This window comes from Anaerosporobacter faecicola (genome assembly GCF_012070565.1).
In the GTDB taxonomy this organism is placed as follows: Bacteria; Bacillota; Clostridia; order Lachnospirales; family Lachnospiraceae; genus Anaerosporobacter; species Anaerosporobacter faecicola.
The window spans coordinates 1-21,525 of sequence record NZ_JAAQRO010000042.1; the positions used below are offsets into that span (position 1 = coordinate 1).

Annotated in this window: 17 protein-coding genes; 4 read left to right on the forward strand and 13 right to left on the reverse strand. The window is 37.2% G+C overall.

What is annotated here, in order from left to right; translation table 11 throughout:
* Positions 1-317: 317 nt before the first annotated feature.
* From HBB17_RS17135 to HBB17_RS17175, 9 genes are all read right to left on the reverse strand, one after another.
* A complete protein-coding gene (locus tag HBB17_RS17135) occupies positions 318-1,667 on the reverse strand; it encodes a YjiH family protein (protein ID WP_330588270.1) in 1,350 nt (449 codons plus the stop codon).
* 357 nt (positions 1,668-2,024) lie between these two features.
* A complete protein-coding gene (locus HBB17_RS17140) occupies positions 2,025-3,815 on the reverse strand; it encodes an ABC transporter ATP-binding protein (RefSeq protein WP_167958722.1) in 1,791 nt (596 codons plus the stop codon).
* Positions 3,815-5,593 carry an ABC transporter ATP-binding protein gene (locus HBB17_RS17145; RefSeq protein ID WP_330588271.1) on the reverse strand — a complete coding sequence of 593 codons (1,779 nt, stop codon included), beginning with the start codon at positions 5,591-5,593 and terminating at the stop codon, positions 3,815-3,817. Before HBB17_RS17145 ends, HBB17_RS17140 begins: the two co-directional genes overlap by 1 nt.
* A 263-nt stretch (positions 5,594-5,856) precedes the next feature.
* Positions 5,857-7,980, reverse strand: a complete 2,124-nt coding sequence (locus tag HBB17_RS17150) for a DUF6449 domain-containing protein (protein ID WP_167958723.1) — start codon at positions 7,978-7,980, stop codon at positions 5,857-5,859.
* Entirely contained in the window at positions 7,955-8,857 is a 903-nt protein-coding gene (locus tag HBB17_RS17155) for an ABC transporter ATP-binding protein (protein ID WP_167958724.1), read from the reverse strand. Before HBB17_RS17155 ends, HBB17_RS17150 begins: the two co-directional genes overlap by 26 nt.
* Positions 8,850-9,227, reverse strand: a complete 378-nt coding sequence (locus tag HBB17_RS17160; protein WP_167958725.1) for a GntR family transcriptional regulator — start codon at positions 9,225-9,227, stop codon at positions 8,850-8,852. Before HBB17_RS17160 ends, HBB17_RS17155 begins: the two co-directional genes overlap by 8 nt.
* 606 nt (positions 9,228-9,833) lie before the next feature.
* Positions 9,834-10,730, reverse strand: coding sequence for a class I SAM-dependent methyltransferase (locus HBB17_RS17165; protein WP_238483785.1), 897 nt, complete (start codon positions 10,728-10,730; stop codon positions 9,834-9,836).
* Positions 10,709-12,172 carry an aminotransferase-like domain-containing protein gene (locus HBB17_RS17170; RefSeq protein WP_167958726.1) on the reverse strand — a complete coding sequence of 488 codons (1,464 nt, stop codon included), beginning with the start codon at positions 12,170-12,172 and terminating at the stop codon, positions 10,709-10,711. The genes HBB17_RS17165 and HBB17_RS17170 overlap by 22 nt, the downstream gene beginning before the upstream one ends.
* A 62-nt stretch (positions 12,173-12,234) precedes the next feature.
* Positions 12,235-13,149 (reverse strand): D-alanine--D-alanine ligase, encoded by a 915-nt coding sequence (locus tag HBB17_RS17175; RefSeq protein WP_330588272.1) that lies wholly within the window; start codon positions 13,147-13,149, stop codon positions 12,235-12,237.
* Between the two features lie 435 nt (positions 13,150-13,584).
* Here HBB17_RS17175 and HBB17_RS17180 point away from each other — a divergent pair, with 435 nt between their 5' ends.
* Entirely contained in the window at positions 13,585-14,001 is a 417-nt protein-coding gene (locus HBB17_RS17180) for a BlaI/MecI/CopY family transcriptional regulator (RefSeq protein ID WP_238483786.1), read from the forward strand.
* 96 nt (positions 14,002-14,097) lie between these two features.
* Here HBB17_RS17180 and HBB17_RS17185 read toward each other — a convergent pair whose 3' ends face one another.
* Positions 14,098-14,469 (reverse strand): hypothetical protein, encoded by a 372-nt coding sequence (locus tag HBB17_RS17185; RefSeq protein WP_167958721.1) that lies wholly within the window; start codon positions 14,467-14,469, stop codon positions 14,098-14,100.
* On the opposite strand from HBB17_RS17185, the gene HBB17_RS17190 reads away from it, so the two are divergent.
* The 3 genes from HBB17_RS17190 (at position 14,357) to HBB17_RS17200 (ending at position 16,877) form a co-directional block, all read left to right on the forward strand.
* A complete protein-coding gene (locus tag HBB17_RS17190; RefSeq protein WP_167958727.1) occupies positions 14,357-15,337 on the forward strand; it encodes a M56 family metallopeptidase in 981 nt (326 codons plus the stop codon). The two genes, HBB17_RS17185 and HBB17_RS17190, sit on opposite strands and share 113 nt — an antisense overlap.
* 19 nt (positions 15,338-15,356) lie before the next feature.
* The gene (locus HBB17_RS17195) at positions 15,357-16,007 is read left to right on the forward strand and encodes an LCP family protein (protein WP_238483788.1); all 651 of its coding nucleotides are present in this window, start codon (positions 15,357-15,359) and stop codon (positions 16,005-16,007) included.
* Between the two features lie 351 nt (positions 16,008-16,358).
* The gene (locus HBB17_RS17200; RefSeq protein ID WP_167958728.1) at positions 16,359-16,877 is read left to right on the forward strand and encodes an ECF transporter S component; all 519 of its coding nucleotides are present in this window, start codon (positions 16,359-16,361) and stop codon (positions 16,875-16,877) included.
* Positions 16,878-16,934: 57 nt separating this feature from the next.
* Here HBB17_RS17200 and recQ read toward each other — a convergent pair whose 3' ends face one another.
* From recQ to metF, 3 genes are read right to left on the reverse strand one after another with little or no spacing between them, the layout of a single operon-like run.
* On the reverse strand, positions 16,935-18,758 hold the full coding sequence (recQ, locus tag HBB17_RS17205; protein ID WP_167958793.1) for a DNA helicase RecQ: 1,824 nt from the start codon (positions 18,756-18,758) through the stop codon (positions 16,935-16,937).
* 54 nt (positions 18,759-18,812) lie between these two features.
* Positions 18,813-20,618: a sensor domain-containing diguanylate cyclase gene (locus HBB17_RS17210; protein WP_167958729.1), complete on the reverse strand. Its 1,806-nt coding sequence runs from the start codon at positions 20,616-20,618 to the stop codon at positions 18,813-18,815.
* A gap of 16 nt (positions 20,619-20,634) precedes the next feature.
* Entirely contained in the window at positions 20,635-21,504 is an 870-nt protein-coding gene (metF, locus tag HBB17_RS17215; RefSeq protein WP_167958730.1) for a methylenetetrahydrofolate reductase [NAD(P)H], read from the reverse strand.
* Positions 21,505-21,525 lie beyond the last annotated feature (21 nt).

The window sequence follows — 21,525 nt, forward strand, 5'->3', positions numbered from 1 at the left end:
AACGAATCAAAAAATACAAAGAAAAATGGTGTGCATAAAAAATGACCATACCTCATACGAAGTATGGTCATTCAGTAAACACTCATTTTAGATATTTAACCTGTCTACTTGACAGGGGGCATATCAATTTAAACTACTACGCTTTAAAATTCTAACATTTGAGGTCACATCAACACACTTCGGACGCTCCCTTTTTATATAGAAGTTATTCTTTTCTCAGTCCTTTATGCATCAGAACATTTTATTAAAGCATCAACTTCACCCTGCCATAATGTTCGTAAGTATCTATTTCTTGAAAGTTAATATAAAGCTTGCATCTAAAATATAAATACACGAGCAACCACTACAATGATTGGTAACGTAATAATCGTTCTTTCAATAAATAAAATAAATATTTCCTTCAGATTGACCGGAATCTTACTAGCAAGCAGCAACGCTCCCACTTCTGATAGATAGATCAGCTGACAAACCGACACTGCAGCAACGATAAAGCGAGTCATATCATTGGAAACATTTGCGATCAATACAGATGGTAATAACATATCAGCAAAACCTGCAAAGAGCGTCTGGGATGCCGCAACCGCTTCTGGTACTTGCAACAGTTTTAGAATTGGTATAAAAGGAAGACCTAATATCTTGAACACTGGTGTATATTCCGCTATTACTAAAGCAATCGTACCGACTGTCATAACAACAGGGATTACTCCAATCCACATATCGATCACATTATGAAAACCATCTACAAAAATGCTCTTCATCATTGGTAAACCCGATACTTTTTCTAAAGCTCTTTCTATTCCATATCGTAAACTACTTGTATGAGCAGGTAGTTCCTCTCGATCATTGCTATGTGATCCATCAACATAACAATCTTTCTTTTTTGATAATGGTGGAATCTTAGGAAGAAGAATTGCCACAACGATACAAGCAAACGTGATTGTTAAGTAAAAAGGGATAAACATATGTGGTAATCCAACCGTATTAATAACAACTAAACTAAAGGTAATGGAAACTAAGGAGAAATTCGTTCCAATAACACACGCTTCCCGTTCTGTATAAAATCCTTCCTCATACTGTTTACTTGTAAGCAGTACGCCTATCGTCCCATCCCCCAACCACGACGCAATCGCATCAATTGCTGCTCTACCAGGTAAACCAAACACAGGACGCATAACTTTGATCAACAATGCTCCTGAAAATTCTAATAACCCAAAGTTCAGTAGCAATGGCAATAAAATTCCTGCAAGAAAGAATATAGTAAAAAGAATAGGTAACAGATCATAAAATACCAAAGCTCCCGTATCTCCAGATGAGATAGCATTCTTATCACCACCAAATATTACAAGCAATCCAAATAGGAAGGCAATTCCTCTTGCCACTAACCATAGGGGAGATACTTGAAAAAGATTCTGCAATAAACTTTTCTTTTGCTTCCCCTTCTTTTTCTCCATGCCCATAAGTTTCCAAGCAACAGCTCCTCCAAAGGAGATTGTTAAGATCGCAAGTAAGATCCACTGTATATATGGTGCAATCCAACCTTCCAACAAACCAGATAAAACGGCTATTGGGATTGTCACTTTCCCTTCTTGTATGATGGGACACATGAATAGAATCATTCCAATAAGAGATGGTACAATAAATTTTATATAATTCTTACAATTTTTCACATTCTTTTCTCCTTTGCATATTTATTACTTTTATTCATAGTCTTTTCTTCTTTTGTATAATTATTACTTTTATTCATATTCGATTACCTTACCAAAACAAACATACGTCTATAGTTTCAGATTATGTGTGCTAATTACTATATCGAATTATGTATAAATAGTCAATACAAACACATAAAAAACCAGTGGTATGTTTTACCACTGGTTTTTCGTTATTGATGTTATCCTATTTCATTTAAAGTCTTGCTCTAATTTTTGTTTTAAACATTTGCTATTTTTTGTTGTGCTTAAAATTCATGTTCAAACGTTTCACCAATCCTTGTTAAACACTTATTCAAATCATTGCTCTAGCTCGAATCATTGTTCTAATAAGAAACGATATTGTGACATATATAATTCTCGGTATTCTCCACCATAACGGATTAATACATCATGGCTACCTTTCTCGATGATCTCCCCTTTATCAACATACATGATACAAGTAGCATTCTTAATCGTTGACAAGCGATGGGCAATTATAAAGGACGTACGATTCTTTAAAAGTCTGTTTAATCCTTCTTGTAAAGCTATCTCTGTCTCTGTATCAATACTTGATGTTGCTTCATCAAGAATCAAGATTTTAGGATCTGCTAATAATGCACGGGCAAAGGAAATCAATTGTCTCTGTCCTGCCGATAAACGATTACCACGCTCATTTACCTGTGTTTCATATCCGTTCTCCATCTGCATAATAAACTCATGTGCCCATACCGTTTTTGCAGCTTCAACGACTTCTTCATCAGTTGCCGTCATATTGCCATATCGAATATTATCCATAATCGTTCCAGAGAAGATAAAGCTGTCTTGTAACATTACACCCATTTGGGAACGCAAGGATTTAATTGTTACGGTATTAATATCAATTCCATCTATCAAGATCTGTCCTGAATCTAAATTATAAAATCTGCTTAGTAAGTTGATAATCGTCGTTTTTCCTGCGCCTGTTGGTCCTACAATTGCGTACGACTCCCCTTGCTTTACTTGGAAGCTGATATCTCTCAATATAGGATTACCTTCTTCGTAACTAAAGTTAACATTTCGAAATTCCACATCACCATGAATTGGAGGCATTTCAATTGCTCCTTGCGCATCCTTGACATCCACTGGTTCATCAATGGTTTCAAATATACGCTCCAGATAAGAAATCGCCGTAAGTAAGCTATTATAAAAACTAGCGATGTTCGTAATCGGCGCCCAAAACCTACCAATATAGGACGCAAATGCAACAAGAGTTCCAATGGTAACACCATAAAAGCCATCTACTAACCACGAGATTCCTAGTACATAGATAATGGAAGTCGTGATTGTGGATATATTATCAACCAATGGAGATAGCATAAAATTATAGTGTACTGCGTCCAACCAGGCAACACGGTAATTATCACTTAACTTATTAAAGATATCGGCGTTAGTTTCTTCTCGCACAAATGACTGGGTAACACGGATTCCATTCATACTTTCCGCTATATACGCATTCAAATTGGATGATTTGTTACTTAACTTCTGCCATGCTTTTCTCTGCTTCTTCTTAATCGTGATTAAGAATGCAACCATAACAGGAATACCACACAAACAAACCAGTGTTAGTCGAACATTAATCATTAACATGAATAAGATGATAAAAATCAAGCTAAACAGATCCGTTATCGTATTGATAATACCATTAGAAAGAAGATCACTTATATTGTTCACATAGTTAACGACACGTACTTGAATCTTCCCATGTGGTCGCTCATCATAATAGGAAAATGGTAATTCTTGCAGATGTACAAACAGATCTTTTCGAATCTGGTGTATGATATCTTGCCCAATCTGCGCCATTAATTTGATCTTAATCTTTAATGTGACAACAATAACCAGTACGATTGCCAAAAAGAGGAGACTCATACGTACAATTCCACCAATATTATTATGTGGAATATAGTCATCCATTACAACCATCAATAATCTTGGATTTAACATGCTCAATGCACTTGCAGTCAACATGATGATTACGACAAAGATCATTTTTTTTCGATAGGGTTTTATATAATGAAACAAACGTTTCAATTGGTTCACGTCAAATTGTGTTTCCAACGATTCGTCGACATCATATTTGTTTCTTGCCATTATCTCATTCCCTCCTTCATCGCCTGAACACGATCAAACTCACCATATTGATGATTGAATACCGTATAGTAATATCCCTTTTTCTCAAGCAAACTATCATGATTTCCCGACTCCACGATTCGTCCATTGTCTAGGACAAGGATCAAATCAGCATCCTTAATTGAAGAGATTCTATGTGCTATCACGAATACCGTTCTCTCATCTGCAAGATTCTTCAATGCATGTTGGATCTGTGCCTCCGTCTCCATATCGACTGCAGATGTGGTATCATCAAGAATGACAATGGAAGGATTCTTCAGTAAGGCTCTAGCAAGTGATATTCTTTGTTTCTGACCACCTGATAATCCAACACCTCTCTCTCCTACAATGGTGTCATAGCCATCTGGCATCTTCATGATAAAATCATGGGCATTTGCAATTTTCGCAACCCGTTCTACTTCTTCAAACGTACAGTTTGGACGACCATACGCAATATTCCCTTCAATAGTATCAGAAAACAAAAATACATCTTGCATCGCCATACCAATATGATCTCTTAGATAATGCAGATCCATCTGTTTTACATTAACACCATCTACACAAACCTCTCCCTTTGTCACATCATAGAAACGACAAAGAAGATTCATAATTGTTGATTTCCCCGAACCCGTTGCACCAATGATACCAACCGTCTGCCCTGCTTTAACCGTAAAATCGATATCTTTTAAGATAACATCATCCTGTGCTTTGTAATTCACATGTCGAAATTCAATATTTCCACGAATCCGTTTTCCTTTGTAAGCATCTTCTGGAACCTTAATATCTGGTTCTTCGCAGAATGTTGCATAGATTTTCTCTACGGAGGTTACAAATCGCTGTACATCATTCGTCAACCAACCAGCCATACGAAGTGGATTATTCAACATCCATAAGTATCCATTGATTGTAAACAAATTCCCCATCGTCATTTGCTTTTTTACAACCATGATTCCACCAACCAACATCAAAATGACATATAACATATTTGAAAAGAATTCAAATATTGGTATGTATTTGCTCCAAATTGCAGTAGCTCCTAATTCTGCTGCACGAAATGCATCATTTTCTTTATCGAACTTGGAGATTTCATAGTCTTCTTTTGCAAATGCTTTTACCACACGGTTTCCACTGATGTTCTCCTGGGCAAATGTATTCAAGCTAGAAAACTGATTTCTTATCTTATGAAAGGCTGGCTTAATGTTCTTTGACTGAAAATATGTCGTCAATGCCGTAAATGGAAGAACAATGATCATACAAAGTGCCAATCGTACATCCACTGTAAAAATCATGACTAACGCAATAACAAACAGTAATACATTCTCATACAATGAATAGATAACATAAGCTACAAAATGTCGGATGGCATCCATATCTCCTGTCTGTCTGGACATCAGATCTCCCGTACGATTCTTGTTGTAAAATTGAAAATCCTGTTCCAATAAACGTTTATACAACGCATCCCTCATAGAATATAAAACCCCTTGGGAGGATTTTTCAAAAATCATTAGGAAGAGATAACGCAGGATCGAACGTAATATGGTAATGCTAATTATGATCAGGATCAACTTAGGTAATAAACCATGCTTCCCTTTCTCAATTACATCATCAATCAACATACCCGATACGTATGGATTGATAATCGCAAGGATTGATGTAACTGTTACCAGGAGTAAAGCACAAAACAAACGAAACTTGTATTTCTTAACAAATGTATAAAACCATTGCATTGCTGTCATACGGTTTCTTTTCCTCTCTTTCATCAAAGTTTAACTTCCATACATTATAGGTCAATCAACTCTGAAATTCTAACATTTTCATTGCATTTTCTAACATTTTCATTGCATAATCTACGTACAAAAAGTCTTTTTATTATTGTAGAAGAACAATATACATAAAAAAAGCAACCTTCATAAAGGTATCCTGTCTCCCGCACTCATTTTGCGCTTGTTTAAGGTCCTTTTTGAAGATTGCTTTTTAATTGTAAATTAATATATGGATTTAGCAGCCATATAATTCATTGTTCTTAGTACTCGTCTGGTTCTGCATACAAGATTGCTTCTTTCACAAAATCAGGAATCTTATCGTATGGAATTGAATATTGATTCTTATCTACATTTCCATATTCATCTGTCTTCGTTGTTACTGTGATTGACAAATAGGTATCATAATTCAATAAAACACCATTATTCCATGCATAACTAGACTCAACTAGATAAGGCAGGATCTGTTCGATTTCCTCTTTCTTGGTAAGGTTCAAGGTTATATCATATGGCATCTCCGGATGACTCTCTGCATATTGCTGATATTTTTCTTGATCTCGCAAATTATAAGGAACGGTATACTCTAATTCCACTTCACTTACCTGTTCTAAGTCAAATGTCTTGGTAAAATCAAATCCATGATCGGTAAGGAATGTCATCGTCTTTGTAAACGTTGGATAGATATATTCTTCTCTATCAACATAAGCATCACGGAATACGATCGTTGCAATTGGAGCCGCTGCCTTAATATCTGTAATTGATAACGAGGTTAACTCCTCCTTATATAAAGCCAATAATTGTGCTCTTTCTTCTGCTGATAATGTCAAATCCAAATTCTGGAACCGGTTATAACAACTGATACTATTCGCTTCTTTCATCTGATAAATCAAGAAGATTCCTTCTTTATACTCATCTGACACATATAGTTGATCCATTAGGTCTACGATTGGATCAAGCATAATTTCATAACGTCTATTAACCTTTCTACCCGAACGTAAACGGTACTGAACTGTCATTGTAACCCATTTTTTGTTCCTACTGTAGTCTTCTTCCATTACTGCATATTCTTCACTTGCTGCAATTTTCCCAATTTCATATGCGATATCAAGATTCTTAATCCGCATAAATCGATTCGCGTATTCTGTTGAATTCATATACAAGAAACTATCATTATCCACATCGTACACACGATAATCATGATTATTTTCTAACTCCATGAAGGAGATACTCATAGTCTCAATGCTGTTCTTTCCTGGAATATACGTATCATAATGAAGGAGATCAAACTTAAAGGTAAAGAAGATAACAAACATGAATACTGCACCAATCAGTAACTGTAGTTTACTCTTTAATGCTGCTTTAAAATCAAAATGATAAATGATTTCCATAATAAAGCTACACAGCAAATATCCACACACCATACCAAAGATCAACCAAAACGATGTGTTGGTATCCGTTAAGGAAGTGAAGATAATTCCACTAATCAATCCAACTGGTACACACACAAAGGTTTTGATAATTGGTTGCAGCTTTGGATAAGAGATCGCTTTTCCTGCTGCATCTGATTTTCTTCGATTATTCAAAAAAAGTGCCAAAGCAAATAAAGCAACTGCCACTACAAGATAGAGCAGTACCGCAACTCCACTTAGATTATCTTTGCTCACACCACGAGTCAAATACGAATAGGAACTGATTGGTGACAACTTAAATATAAAGGAATCATAGACAGAACTTTGATAGTAATAGTTGGTAAAGTATTTACTCCCCAATTCTCTTCCTAGTAACACCACCATAGGAGCATACCCAAAGAATACGGCGCAAGCTAATAAACTAACAATTAACTGTCCTGTTAACATAACGGCAATGATTACAACGGAATATGCGATACAGTAACCTAAAACATTAATACCAAATGTCTTCCATGCTGTCATCCACACACTTCCATCATATGCTTGATTTGCTGCTGCAATCACAAAACTGATGCCTAACATGATTACATAAGGAATTACGTAGATCAATAATCCATTCACATAAGAAGATACAAATAATTCTTTTCTCTTTACTGGTAAACTATGATAAAAATCTACCTTTCTCTTTGATTGCAAATACATGAATCCCGTTATTCCACATATCACAGCAAGTAATATTGTAATGAAAGCGATTGATGTATTCCTTGGACCAAAACATTTGGTTGCTGTTTGTATTAGTATCCAATGCTTATCCTGTGCCGTCATACCATCTTCCAGATAACGTACTGCTTGTTCTAACGATGTTGCAACATAGATTGGAAGCAAGAATACAAATACGAGAAAGGAAATAGCTAATGACCAGATTCTTCTCTTTCCATCTTCTTTCATCAGTTTACACAATAAGTTTTTTGATATCATATCCAACAACCTCCGTTTCACTGATGAAGATTTCTTCCAAGCTTAATGGTAAGATCTCCAGAAATACTGGATTTCTCTTCTGTAGTATTGCAGTAATCTCTTCACAGTCTCCCCTTGCTGTGAACGTATATAGAGATCCCCTCTGTTCTTTTTTTACCAGATTCAGTTCCTGATCAATGGTATCCACGGGATCATCTGCCTGGAATACGCATTGAACCTTATGAATGCTACATTTCATATCATATAAATCCTTCGACAATAATATTCCTCCCTTATGCAATAATCCCACACGATCGCAGATGTCTTCCAATTCTCTTAGATTGTGAGAAGCAATGATCGGTGTCATCTCCCTCTCTGCCAACTCTTTTGCAAAGATACTTTTGACTGCCTGCCGCATCACTGGATCTAATCCATCAAAAGTTTCGTCACAAAACAGATATTTCGTATTGGCACAGATTCCACAAATTACAGACACCTGTTTCTTCATACCTTTGGAAAAGGTATTGATCTTCCGATTCAAATCAAGTTCAAACTGTCCAATTAATTTGTTAAAACGATCCACATCAAAGTTCTTGTAGATTCCACGATAGAATTCCCGCATATCCTTTGGCGTTGCATTCGGAAAAAAGTACTGCTCATCGGATATATAATAGAAACGTTCTTTTGCAGCGACATTCTCATAAACTTCCATTCCATCTAACTTGATCTGACCGCTATCTGGTTTTAATATTCCACTCATCATTCGTAAGAAGGTACTTTTACCAGCACCGTTGGTACCGACTAAGCCAAAAACATTCCCCTCTTTGATGGTTGCAGTAATCTGATCGACTGCCTTAATCCCATCAAATGATTTGCTTACATCAATCGCTTCAATCATCGATCTGTTCCTCCTTATATATTGCCTGACAAGTCTTTTCAATCTGAGAATACTCGATTCCGGTCTTCTTTGCCTTACTCACAGCTTCTTCCAACTGCTTTAAGACTTCATTCTTCTTAAATTCCATAAGCTCCACATCCCCTGCTATAAAACTTCCCTTACCTTTTACTGAATAGATATATCCTTTTTGCTCTAATGTTCCATATGCTCTTTGTATGGTATTGGGATTAATCGATAATTCAATCGCCAAATTACGTACAGAAGGTAATTTAGAATCTGGTGGTAAAGCACCATTTAATATCAGCTCCTGAAACCGTTCTACTACCTGTTCATAAATCGGTCTCCTGTCTTTATAGTCTATTACAATCATCCAACTCTCCTTTCTTGTAATATACATGATGATGAGGTAAATGATATCTCCGCATCCATACTAACTGTATTAACACTAGTAATACAGTTAGTATAGTCATAGTATACTCCTTTGTCAATAGAAATATGTAAATATTAACAAAAAAATGTTCTGACCGTTTGTTACTCTAAGTCTTTATACGCCTTTCTTCCCTTTCGTGAGTAGAGAACGTGCTTCGATTTGTAGTTTTTTATTGTGAGTTTTAGTCAATGTTATAGTTACTCTACTAAGAACAAAGTGTACTTCGTACACTCTCACGTTAATCTGCTTCAAAGTACACTTTGTTCTTTGCGCCGAGCACGGTCAGTTTCGAGTGCGCAACCCCCGAAGGGTTTATTTAATAGGAAAGTTGGACTTTGGCTCGTTGCTCGCGTAAACTATGATAAACACGTTTTGCGAGTTTATCAAGTTATCGCGGCAGTCCCCAAGGTCTCAAGTAAACTTGGATTTTGGCTCGTTGCTCGCGTAAATAAAAAAGCTTCTGTATGAAAGAGATTGAGACTCTCTTCATACAGAAGCTTTTGGTTTTTTTTTCGTTCAAAACATTCAAGGGCGAAGTTTGTTTCCTTATCTTTTTGTCGCTTTAATCGTAAATGTCTTTGGTATCCCCTTGTCATACTGTTCACAGGACATGTTCGGTTCTTCATCAAGACTTTCAATGTGAAATCCAACTTCCGCCATAGCCGTAATGATTTCTCCTAGGTTCCATTTACGTAGATATACTTTCTTCGTCTCACTATCAGGCATATACTTCGCATAGGAAATTTCACTCTCCACTAATTCTGTACTGAAGTAATCTCCTGTTACCTTATGTTTTCGAATCTTTGCAGTCGTACCACGAGATGTGATCAGCTTGTTACTAACTGGATGAAAATCTCGTAATACAAAGATTCCATCTTTTTTTAACAACTGATACGCTGTTGTAAACAGAGGATGAAGATCTGTAAAGTAATGCAGGATTCCAATTTCTGCAAAAACAAGATCATAATCGCCTGTTAATTCTTCTTCTGGTAGCTCCACAATATTCTCTAAAACATAACGAATTGAAACACCTGCTTCCTTCGCTAATTCAAGCGCATAACGACAATTACCTTCCGAAAAATCCATAACGGTAGTCTGTGCACCCATTAACGCAAGGGCAACAGCCTTCGTACCATTGGAACCCATGAGATTCGCAATTTTCTTTCCCTTTACTTCCCCGAACTTAGGAAGTAATACTTGTAGCATCTTCTCTGGATTTTTTTGAATCTTCGCTGCTGCTTGTTCACAAGTTCCAAACTTATGGATCCATGCTTCATATGTTAACTGATTCCATGCAACTTCATTCTCTTCCTTACAGATCTCTGCTGTCTGCTCTTTCATGGTCTCATTCATTATTCTTCCTCCATCTTTACGTAATCCAATCTTCTGTCTACTATAGCATAGCTTCTCTGACTTTGCAATTACAGAAGCTTTTGTTGACATTCTCCTATGATGGAGATTCCTTTCGCAATCTCTTCTATTGTAACCCTTGATAATCCCAACCGCAGTGCCTGATCACCACTTTGATCTAGTGAGAACACATCTCCTGGCATGAAGATCACCTTCTTCTCATAGCATGCCTTTAGCAGCTTTCTTGCTGGCACCTTCTTTAGCCCCACATATAGATGTAAACCTCCATCTCCCCAGATATAATCCGGATCCATATATTCTTCCACACAATCCTTAGCCCATTCAAATCGTTCTTTATAGGACTTTCTCATTCGCTTCATCTGTCGCTCCAATGCATTGGATTGTAGATATTCATAGAGAATTCCTTGATCAATAGAAGATGTGTGGATATTCTTACATCGCTTCACGCTTTCTAACAAAGAGATAACTCTCTTGTCTCCCATGATCCAACCTATTCGTAGTCCTGGGAATAAAATCTTCGAAAAACTACCAATATAGATCACTCCATTTCCAACCCGATCAAATGAAGCGATTGGCATCACATGACTGCTTCCATATAACAATTCTTCTGTAAATCCATCTTCAATAATCGGCACTCCATGAAAACGACAACATTCGTAGATCTTCGTCCTCTTTTTTTCTCCGATTACAATTCCTGTTGGATTATGATACGACGGAATAACATAAATAAAACGAATGGGATACCGTTGTAACAATCGTTCCATCTCATCTACATTCAAACCATCTTTTCCCATTGGAACACCAATTACCTTTACACCATGTAAATGCATGATTCGCAATGCCGTATTATGCGTAGGGTTTTCACAAAGAACATAGTCTCCTGGATTCGTAAATGCTTCAACCATCATCTCAAACCCTTCTGTGAATCCATTGGTAATTAAGATGTCCTTCTGTTCCCCACTTACCCCTTTTTCCGCCATATATTCTTTCAGGTATTCAATCAAAGGCAGGTATCCCCTCGCATATCCATAATTCAAAATCTTATTTCCTTCCACAGATAAGCGATAGAGAAACGACCGTTTAAATTCTTCCAAATCGAATAACTCACCATCAGGTGAGATACTTTTAAACGAAATCAAATCCTTACTCCAAGGGATTTCATTCTTAATTATATCCATCTTTTCTGCCTGCAAAGCATATGTATTGGCTTTGCTATTCCAATCCACACGCCAGTCTGGTTCTTTTTGAATTTCTGGTTTCCTCTGCAAAAAAGCATTCCCCGTTATAAAGGTTCCTCTTCCCTTTTTCGTCTGGATCATGTTTTCTGCTTCCAGATTTTCATACGCCTGTATTACTGTATTCCTGCTAACACCCAAAACGTGAGCGAGCTCCCTTGTGGAAGGGAGCTTACTATCTGGTGTCACCAGATTATTCTGTATGGCGTATTGTATATGTTCCATAATTTGTTCATAGATTGGTTTTTCTTGATTAAGAATCAGGTCATGAAATAACATACGTACCTCCTACCTGTAAATTACTTGCAAAAATGTATTTGTCTAGCAACTCATTATCCTATTTACTGTAATGAATACTCTATAATCTTATCCAACAATTCGGGATATTCCATTCCTTTGGCTTTTGCACTCTTTGGAATCAAACTTGCACTGGTCAAGCCCGGTAAAGTATTCGCTTCTAGTACATATGGTACACCACCACTTATAATCATGTCAAATCGTACGTAGCATTTACAATACAATTCTCTCCACATGGTTTTCGATGCTTTCACAATCTTCTCTTGTAGAATTGGTTCGAATTCTGCAACTTCCTCCTTCGCACCTTCCACATTATATTTGGATTCATAATTAAAGAACTCTCCCTTATTCGCTTTGATTCGTAATGTTGGAAATACTTCCCCATTTAGCACAAAAGAAGTAATCTCATCTCCCTCTACATATTGTTCTATTATGGCTTCTGAATCATACTTGAGCACTTCATGAACGGCCTCCTTCACTTCTTCCTCTTTTTGCACGAAGAACGTTGCTACGCTAGAGCCACCATGATTCGGCTTAATGAATACGGGATATCCTAATTTACGCATTTCATCATAATTGATTTCCTCAAGACTCCGATAGGTTACCCACTCTGGTGTAACCAATCCACATTGCTTAACAATTGACTTCGTTAATGCTTTGTTCATGCAGATGGCACTACTTAAAACACCACAACCACTATAAGGAATTCCCAATGTCTCCAATGCCCCTTGTATGGTTCCATCCTCTCCAAATGCACCATGTAAGGCAAGGAATGCAAAATCAATTCCCTTTACCCGCTCAATTACATCTTTTTTCTCATCAATCATAATCGGAACAACTTGTTCATACTTATCTCGATTCATGTATTTCATTACTTCTGCTCCTGATTGAAAACTAACTTCTCTTTCTGTTGATATTCCACCCATAATTACACCGATTCGCATTCTAATCTCTCCCATTCTAATTTTCATTTTTCCTTTTATAACTCTTGCCCTTGCAGATTGTTACGACTTTGTAGTCTCACATTTTCGCTCGGTCACAATATTTGTGTATCTAGTATACTAGTATACTCATTTCTTAATATAATGGCAGTACCACCAAAGAAACGGTTTCTTTGATTCGTGGTTTCACTTTTTATTTCGTTGACAAATGTCATCAAAACATATTGACATTTGTCAACAAAGGAATTATAATCCAATTATGCGATGTTAACATCTTACATTTTTACTGTGTACTTCACGAAAGGAAGGCAAGACATGGAGGTCTAGCTACCTAGGGATGAGGCCGTATTACCAATCGTTGATGTTTTGTCAACGTATACATATGGATCCGTACTGCAACACGACTGGAGTTTTACACATAACCAAAAGGAAAGGAACAGGCATTGTTGGATTATGAAAAAAGAAGAAGAAATAAAAGTAGATTTAAAAGAAGAGAATATGAAATTACCAGATTCCGAATTGTTTATAATGCAAACACTTTGGAAAGCAGAACCTCCTGTAGGAACAGGAAAGATTGTGGAATTGATCACACAGTCTAAAGATTGGTCCCGATCCACCATTCAAGTATTGTTAGCCCGATTGGAAGAACGTGGATTTTTACGTATGGAAAAGCAAGGTCGACTGAAATACTACTCACCACTTGTGAAAGAGGAAGATTACCGATTCAAAGAAACCCATTCCTTTGTCAAACATTTTTATCATAATTCTTATAAAAAATTGATTGCTTCCCTAGTACAAGATCAGCATTTATCCGATGAAGATTATGATGAATTACTGACAATTATACAACAAGCAAAGGAGCGTGAATGATGTGCAGACTTTTCTCCGATCATTGATTTCTGTTTCCCTCTCTGTTACCTTACTCTTTTCCTTGGTAACGATTGCAGATCTCTTTTTGAAAAAGAATTATTCTCGGCGTTGGAAACAAATTGCGTTGATCCTATTGGGTATTCGGCTCCTTATTCCCATTAACTTAGGAGTCTTTACGTTACCTGTACTTCCTTTGGAGCAATCCGGAAGTTCTACATCGATTAATCCCCCAGAATCTACCGTCGCTCTGGATAGCACTACTAAAATACCAACTTCAAAGGAATCAATTACTAATACCGAAACTACTACTACTTCTGTAACAGATTCCACATCAGAGTCCACAACAGATTCTACATTGGACGCCACACGAAGCTCTGCTACAAGATCTCCTGATGACCAGGTATTAGCGGATCCCCATTCAACACGTACGAATTCTTCAATAATAATTTTTTCCATTTGTTTCGTCATTTGGGCTGTTGGTTTTCTATGCTTACTTGTCCTGCACTTGTTATCATACAGGAATTTTCTTCATTATATGAAGAAAAACGCCATTGTTATTGATCAACAGGAACTATTATGGCTTTTACAGCAAGAAAAAGATGCGTTACATATTACGAAGGAGATCTCCCTCTATTATCAAAACGGGCTCTCCTCTCCCATGTTAGTTGGTTTACTGCGTCCTCGGATCTTACTTCCGACTTGTACCTATACCAATGATCAGTTTTCTTTTATATTACGTCATGAATTAACACATTATAAACATCGGGATCTATGGTATAAATTCATATTCCTGTTAGCCAATGCCCTACATTGGTTTAACCCGATCATATATCTGCTTAATAAAAATGCGTCTCTTACAATGGAACTCTACTGTGATGAGTCCGTTACCAAACAAAAACCGCTCTCCTACCGAGAACAATACAGCCTCACCATTTTACAGATTTTAAAACAAGGGTCATCATCCAAGCAAGTAATGCTCTCAACTGGTTTTACCAATTATGCGAGACATATGAAGGAACGTTTCCAACACATAATGAATACCAAAAAGAAAAAGCGTGGAAGTATCCTACTTTTATTATGTATCCTATTGATTTTTATAGTTAGTAATATTGCAGCCGGACAAAAGAATGCAAAAACTCCTGCCGATACTACAGCGGATGCAAATGAATCGCAACAACAAGTACAAACAAAAGATACAGAACAAGAGACCAAAACTTCCTCTCTTGCAGACACAACGAATCTACTGGTTATCGGTCTTGATTCCCTTTCCAAACAATCAATGGAAAATGCCAGACCAGACAGCATTCTCTTATTAACTATGAACAAAAAAAAATAATACCATCACGCTTACCACGATACTTCGCGATCTCTATGTAACCTTACCAAATGGGGATTCCGATAAATTAAGTTCCGCATATTCCCAATATGGGGAGAACTCCGTTAAGGAAACCATCGAAGATAATCTAAATATTAAGATTGATCATACCGTTACTTTCACCATGGATGGATTTGAATCTTGTATCGATCAATTAGGTGGAACAACAGTAACCCTAACTACAAAAGAATCGGATTATCTAAACAATACAAACTATATATCGAAAAAACAGTATCGGAATACCATCGAAGGGGAACAACATCTTAATGGAAATCAGGTCCTTGGATACCTGCGAATCCGTCAAGTTCCTACTGCAGATGGAGATAATGGGGATTATGGACGTACAAGAAGACTTGTTCAAGTTTGGCAACAGCTCAGTAAGCAAGTATTTCAAAGTGATCTTCCAGTAATACTTTCTCTTGCCAAGGAAGTTCTTCCTACAATAAAAACGGATCTATCCGCAGACGAGATTTCCGAATATCTGGAAGCATTCTCATCACAAGATACCACTCTGCAGAATTTCTGCATCCCTTGTGTAGAAGATTGTAACGCACAAGTTATTGATGGAAAATCAGTTCTAGTTACTGACTTAAACGCAGCATCCATTGCATTACGTGCATATATGGAATAGTACCAGATTTTATGTAAATAAACAGTGCCAGATTGAATCTGGCACTGTTTATTTTGTCATTTCTGTATCTTTTCGCAAAGCCAAACATTCGATATAGTATGATGCAAGGGTCAAAAGGTCATATTCACATTGTGCTTGCACAAATGGGAATATGACGTGTTGACCCGCTAAACATGAGCAAGTAGCGCTTTTTAAGCGGATTGCGAATGTTTTAGAATTGTGAGAGTTGCTATGCAACGGAACAATTCGTGCATCTGCAAGGGTCTTCTATGGAAGAAGAATCTCCCTAGTGCACGGGGAAGATTACCATTCCATAGGGTCTCTGAATTACGAAAGGATAAGGTACTTATTATGAATAATAAAACGAAAAAAATAGTATTTGCTGCACTTATGGCAGCGTTGGTTTATGTTGCAACTACGATCATACGAATCCCAAGCCCGACAGAAGGCTTCATTCACCCAGGTGACGGTATCGTGTTCTTATCTGGGATTCTACTTGGACCACTCTATGGTGGTATCGCTGCGGGAATTGGCTCTATGTTTGTTGATCTTCTTGCAGGGTATACCCATTATGTGCTTGGTACATTACTGATCAAATTATTTGCAGCGATGGCCTGTGGAGCTCTTTTTAAGATCCTTTCTACTACATGTAAGAATATTGTTTTACGAATCTCCATCAGTTCACTTGTTGGTGCTGTCATTATTGTTCTTGGATATTTTGGATACGCCAGCCTCTATCTTGGAAAAGGTATCGCAGCTGCCGCAAGTATCCCGGGCAATATTGCACAGACGATCTTTGGTGTTGTCACCGTTTCCATTCTATATCCTGTACTCATGAAAACGAATCTCTTACAGATTCTATCGGAATAAGGTAGAAAATTAATTTGTGCGATGCAGTTCCCATTCTAACTACATCGCACCATTATCCTATCCTACATAAGCTTTTATAATTTCTAAGAAGCGTTCCCCATATCGTTCGTATTTAACTTCTCCAACACCGGATACGGTTAACATACTATCCTTGGTTTTAGGAAGTACACTACACATATTAACTAATGTTTTGTCTGCAAATACCAGATATGGAGGAACCTTTTCTTCTTTGGCAATCTTTGTTCTCATCTCTCGTAATTGTTCGAATAATGTATCATCAATCGCTTTCTCACTATGGGCTTTTTTCTTTGTAACCTTCGGCGTTTTCTTCTCTTGTTCTAATGGTACTTTCATAAGAAGCATTCCACCATTTTCCAGATAATCTTCTGCTAGTTCTCCTAATTGTACCACCGGATATTGCGACACAGACAATTCCAGATACCCATGATGAAGTAGATAATCCATAATCTGTCGTAATTTTGCTATGGTGTAATCCTCTAAAATGCCAAACTGTGTATTCTGATCCATACGATACTGTTTGAGTTTCGCATTCTTACTTCCATGAACCGTATCCAGTATAATAGTGATTCCATAGCGTTCCCGGCATTCCTGCACACAGGTTAGGATTGCTGTCGTAGCTTTGGTTATATCCATCTTTTCAAATTCTACGAGACAATTGGAACAATTTCCACAGTAAGGTTCTCCCTGTTCTCCAAAATACTGAAGAACATATTCCCGCAAACAATCTGTTGTCATGCAGTAATAAATCATCTTCTTTAGTCGTTCTCTGTCACGTTTCCGTACCACTTCTAGTGCTTCAAAATCAAGTGCTTCATTTTCTCGATTTTGGTCAATAAGAAATTGATTCATGATTACATCCTGTCCACTATACAGTAGGATACATTCCGCAGGCTCTCCGTCTCGTCCTGCACGACCAGCTTCCTGATAGTAACTCTCGATATTCTTCGGCATATTGTAGTGAATCACATAACTGACATTGGACTTATCTATTCCCATACCGAATGCATTCGTTGCAACCATGACTGGTTTTGTATCATAGATAAAATCATCCTGGTTTTGTCTTCTCTCATCATCTGATAAACCAGCATGGTATCTGGTTACCGCCACCCCTTCTCGTTGTAAGCGATTGCTGACTTCTTCTACACTTTTCCTTGTCAAACAATAGATGATGCCACTTTTATCTGGATTATTCTTCACATATTGACTGACATATGCATACTTATCCGCTGGTTTCGCTACTTGATAGGACAGGTTGTTCCGATCAAAGCCTGTGATCAATAAACGTGGTTTGCGTAACTTCAAGATTTGAACGATATCTTCCTGTACTTCCTTTGTTGCAGTTGCTGTAAATGCGCTAACAACCGGGCGAACAGCTAATTGATCAATGAACTCCACAATTTTCAAATAACTTGGTCGAAAATCCTGTCCCCATTGGGATACACAGTGTGCTTCATCCACACTAATCATGGCAATGTTAGCCTCTTTGGCAAACGTAAGGAATTCTTCTGTGGTCAATCGTTCCGGCGCCACATAGATGATTTGATATCTCCCTTGTCTCGCATAATTAAGCGCCAGGCAATACTGGTTATAACTTAATGAGCTATTCAGATAAGCTGCATGCACGCCAGCTTGGTTTAGTGCACCTACCTGATCTTTCATTAAGGAAATCAGTGGAGAGATTACTAAGGTGATGCCGTTCATTACTAAGGCTGGTACCTGATAACAAATGGATTTTCCTGCCCCAGTGGGCATAATTCCCAAAGTATCTTGTCCGTCTAGAATGCTGTCGATCAACATCTCCTGCCCTTCCCGAAAGGTATCATATCCATAATAATGTTTTAACACTTCATATTTATCCATTCTAATCTCCATTCAACAACGCTCCCTAAGCGTTTCCCCTTTTCTGCTTATTTCCTATCTTTGATGAATAAAATGATACTGATTTTTTCCTGCTTTTTTTGCGATATATAATGCTTGATCTGCTTTTTCCATAATTTCTTCATTGGTCGTCCCATCCTCTGGATAACAAGCAATTCCAATGGTAACGGATAACATCTGACAGGAGGCTCGTTCTTTCTCAATCTTTGCAGCTAACTGTTCTGCAAGGTCTTTTAACTGCGCCTGGTCTTTATAATTCTTCACAAAAACAATGAATTCATCACCACCGAATCGTCCAATAATTTCATCCTGCGTAAATACTGTCTGCATACAATCTACTAACAACAAGATCAATTGATCGCCAATCTTATGTCCTAACGTATCATTTACTTTCTTAAAATTATCAATATCAATAAAATAATACGCATGTTTTCCTTGTCTTCCTTCCTTTTGTTCCTCTGCAAGCAATTCATCGATTTTACGGATAGTAGATACTTTATTGTATACCTGTGTCATTGCATCTTTCTCCACAAGAATGGAAAGTGCTTCTAGTTCTTCTTTTTCTTTTTGAATATCTTCTAATTTCCCGATGACTCGATTCCCCATTCGCTCTGTTCGAACGGAAGTCACCTTTCCACGAAACCATCTTGTTTCCTGTTGATTAACAAGCCGTAATTCCATCTCTTCTTCACAACTTCCCAGTTCAAGCAATGTTTTCTTTCTAAAGTACTGCTCTCTGTCGTCCGGATGAAGATAGGTCTCGAATTCTTTAATTGTTTTTGGTTTGGATACACAGAAAATATCTTTTAGATTGTTAGAAATATAGAAACTATCCTCCGTGGAATAGTATTCAAAGATTATATTATCCATTCCTTCCGTCGTGACACGATATCGTTCTTTTTCAATAAATAAGGCGTCATTACTTTTATCTTTAATTCGAACAACCTTAAAATGAAAATAAATCATAATCGCAGCTAATGTTATAATCAAAAGAAGAAGTATAGCAACTGGAAACCGAATCGCATTTCGAACCGTCTGGATTGAACTACTTAGTTCTCTTTTTCTTGTTAATGCTACCATTGTAAAACCAGTAAGTGAATTCTCACATGTATATATATAATACGGTGTCTTCAAATAAGTAAACAATAATTGATTTGTATTCTGCTGCCCTACCGATACAATCCTTAGCTCCGGTAGATTGTGTTCCATTTTCGTAAATATCTTTTCCAAATAATCGAGTTTTACCTTATTTTTCTCTGTACTGGCTATGATTTTGCCTTCTTGGTCCAATAAGGAATGAACCATATGTTTCTGATACTGCTGTTTTTCAAGTAATTCTTCTAAAACCGAATAAGAATAGAAACAACTGAGATATTCTTTGTCCCCGGATTTTTTTTCAATTGGTATTGTAATAAAAAGTTGTTTACCATCCCGATCCACATATACCTCCTGCTGCCGGATTTCATCCCAATTTTCTCTATATTCTTTCCATTCAACATTTTGTTGTATATACTGAAGCTGTCCTTCTTCATCAACAAGTATTACATTAGATGGAATAAGAAGCGTCGAGTGCTGAAGGGTTTGACTTGCTGTATCTAAATCGACAGCTTCTTTTCCATAGAGATTTCCCATAATTGTTGCATAGTTCTTCATCTCTTCTATTCGATCAGATAGTTGCACATCCGATTGATTTAATTCACTCATAATCTGCATCTCAAGTTGTTCCTTTAAAATTGTATTCAATGCTTTTTTCAGATACGATGTTGAACAACTGAGTGCAACGCACGCTCCAATAGCGACTATAATTATGATGATATTTCTTTTTTTATCTGTTAAACACAAACTGTAACTCCTATTTCTATTGGCAGATCATATTGGAAACATTCTGATAGATCTTCTTAGCCACTTCTGGTTTATTCATCGAATAAACATGTACTGCATTCACACCATTCGCATACAGATCAATAATCTGATCCGTCGCATATGCAATTCCTGCCTGTTCCATTGACGCCTGATCATCCCCAAATTTCTCAACAATTGCTTTGAACCGTTGTGGTAATACCGTACCAGACAGATCACAGATCCGTTTTATCTGTTTTGAATTGGTCACGGGCATGATTCCTGCAATTACAGGGATATGAATTCCTGCTTCCCTTAAATGAAATAAGTAATTATATAGGATGGAATTATCAAAAAACATCTGGGTCGTTAAGAAATCACAACCACAATCCACCTTTTCTTTTAGATGAAGAATATCTTCCTTTCGATTGGCAGCTTCTACATGTCCTTCTGGATAACAAGCGGCTCCAATACAAAAATCTCCTGTTTTCTTGATTACCTTGACAAGTTCACTTGCATATTGATACTCTGCTCCGCTTATCATCTCTTTCCCAAGAACTCGATCTCCACGTAACGCTAGTATATTCTCAATTCCTTTTTCCTTCAGGCGAGTCAGTTGCATGGCAACCTCTTCTTTTGTTGAGGAAGCACAGGTGAGATGTGCCAACGGGGTAACCCCACATCGATTCATTAGATTTGCAGCAATTTCTACCGTATGTTTACTTGTTCCGCCACCGGCGCCATACGTAACGCTCATAAAAGCCGGATGTAAACCAGCAATCTCTATGGTAGCTTCTTCAACTTTTGTATAATCACTATCCTTTTTTGGTGGAAATACCTCGAATGATAACGTTGGTTTTTTCTTACTTAATATGTCCTTAATCTTCATCGTTATGTTTACTCCTTCAAG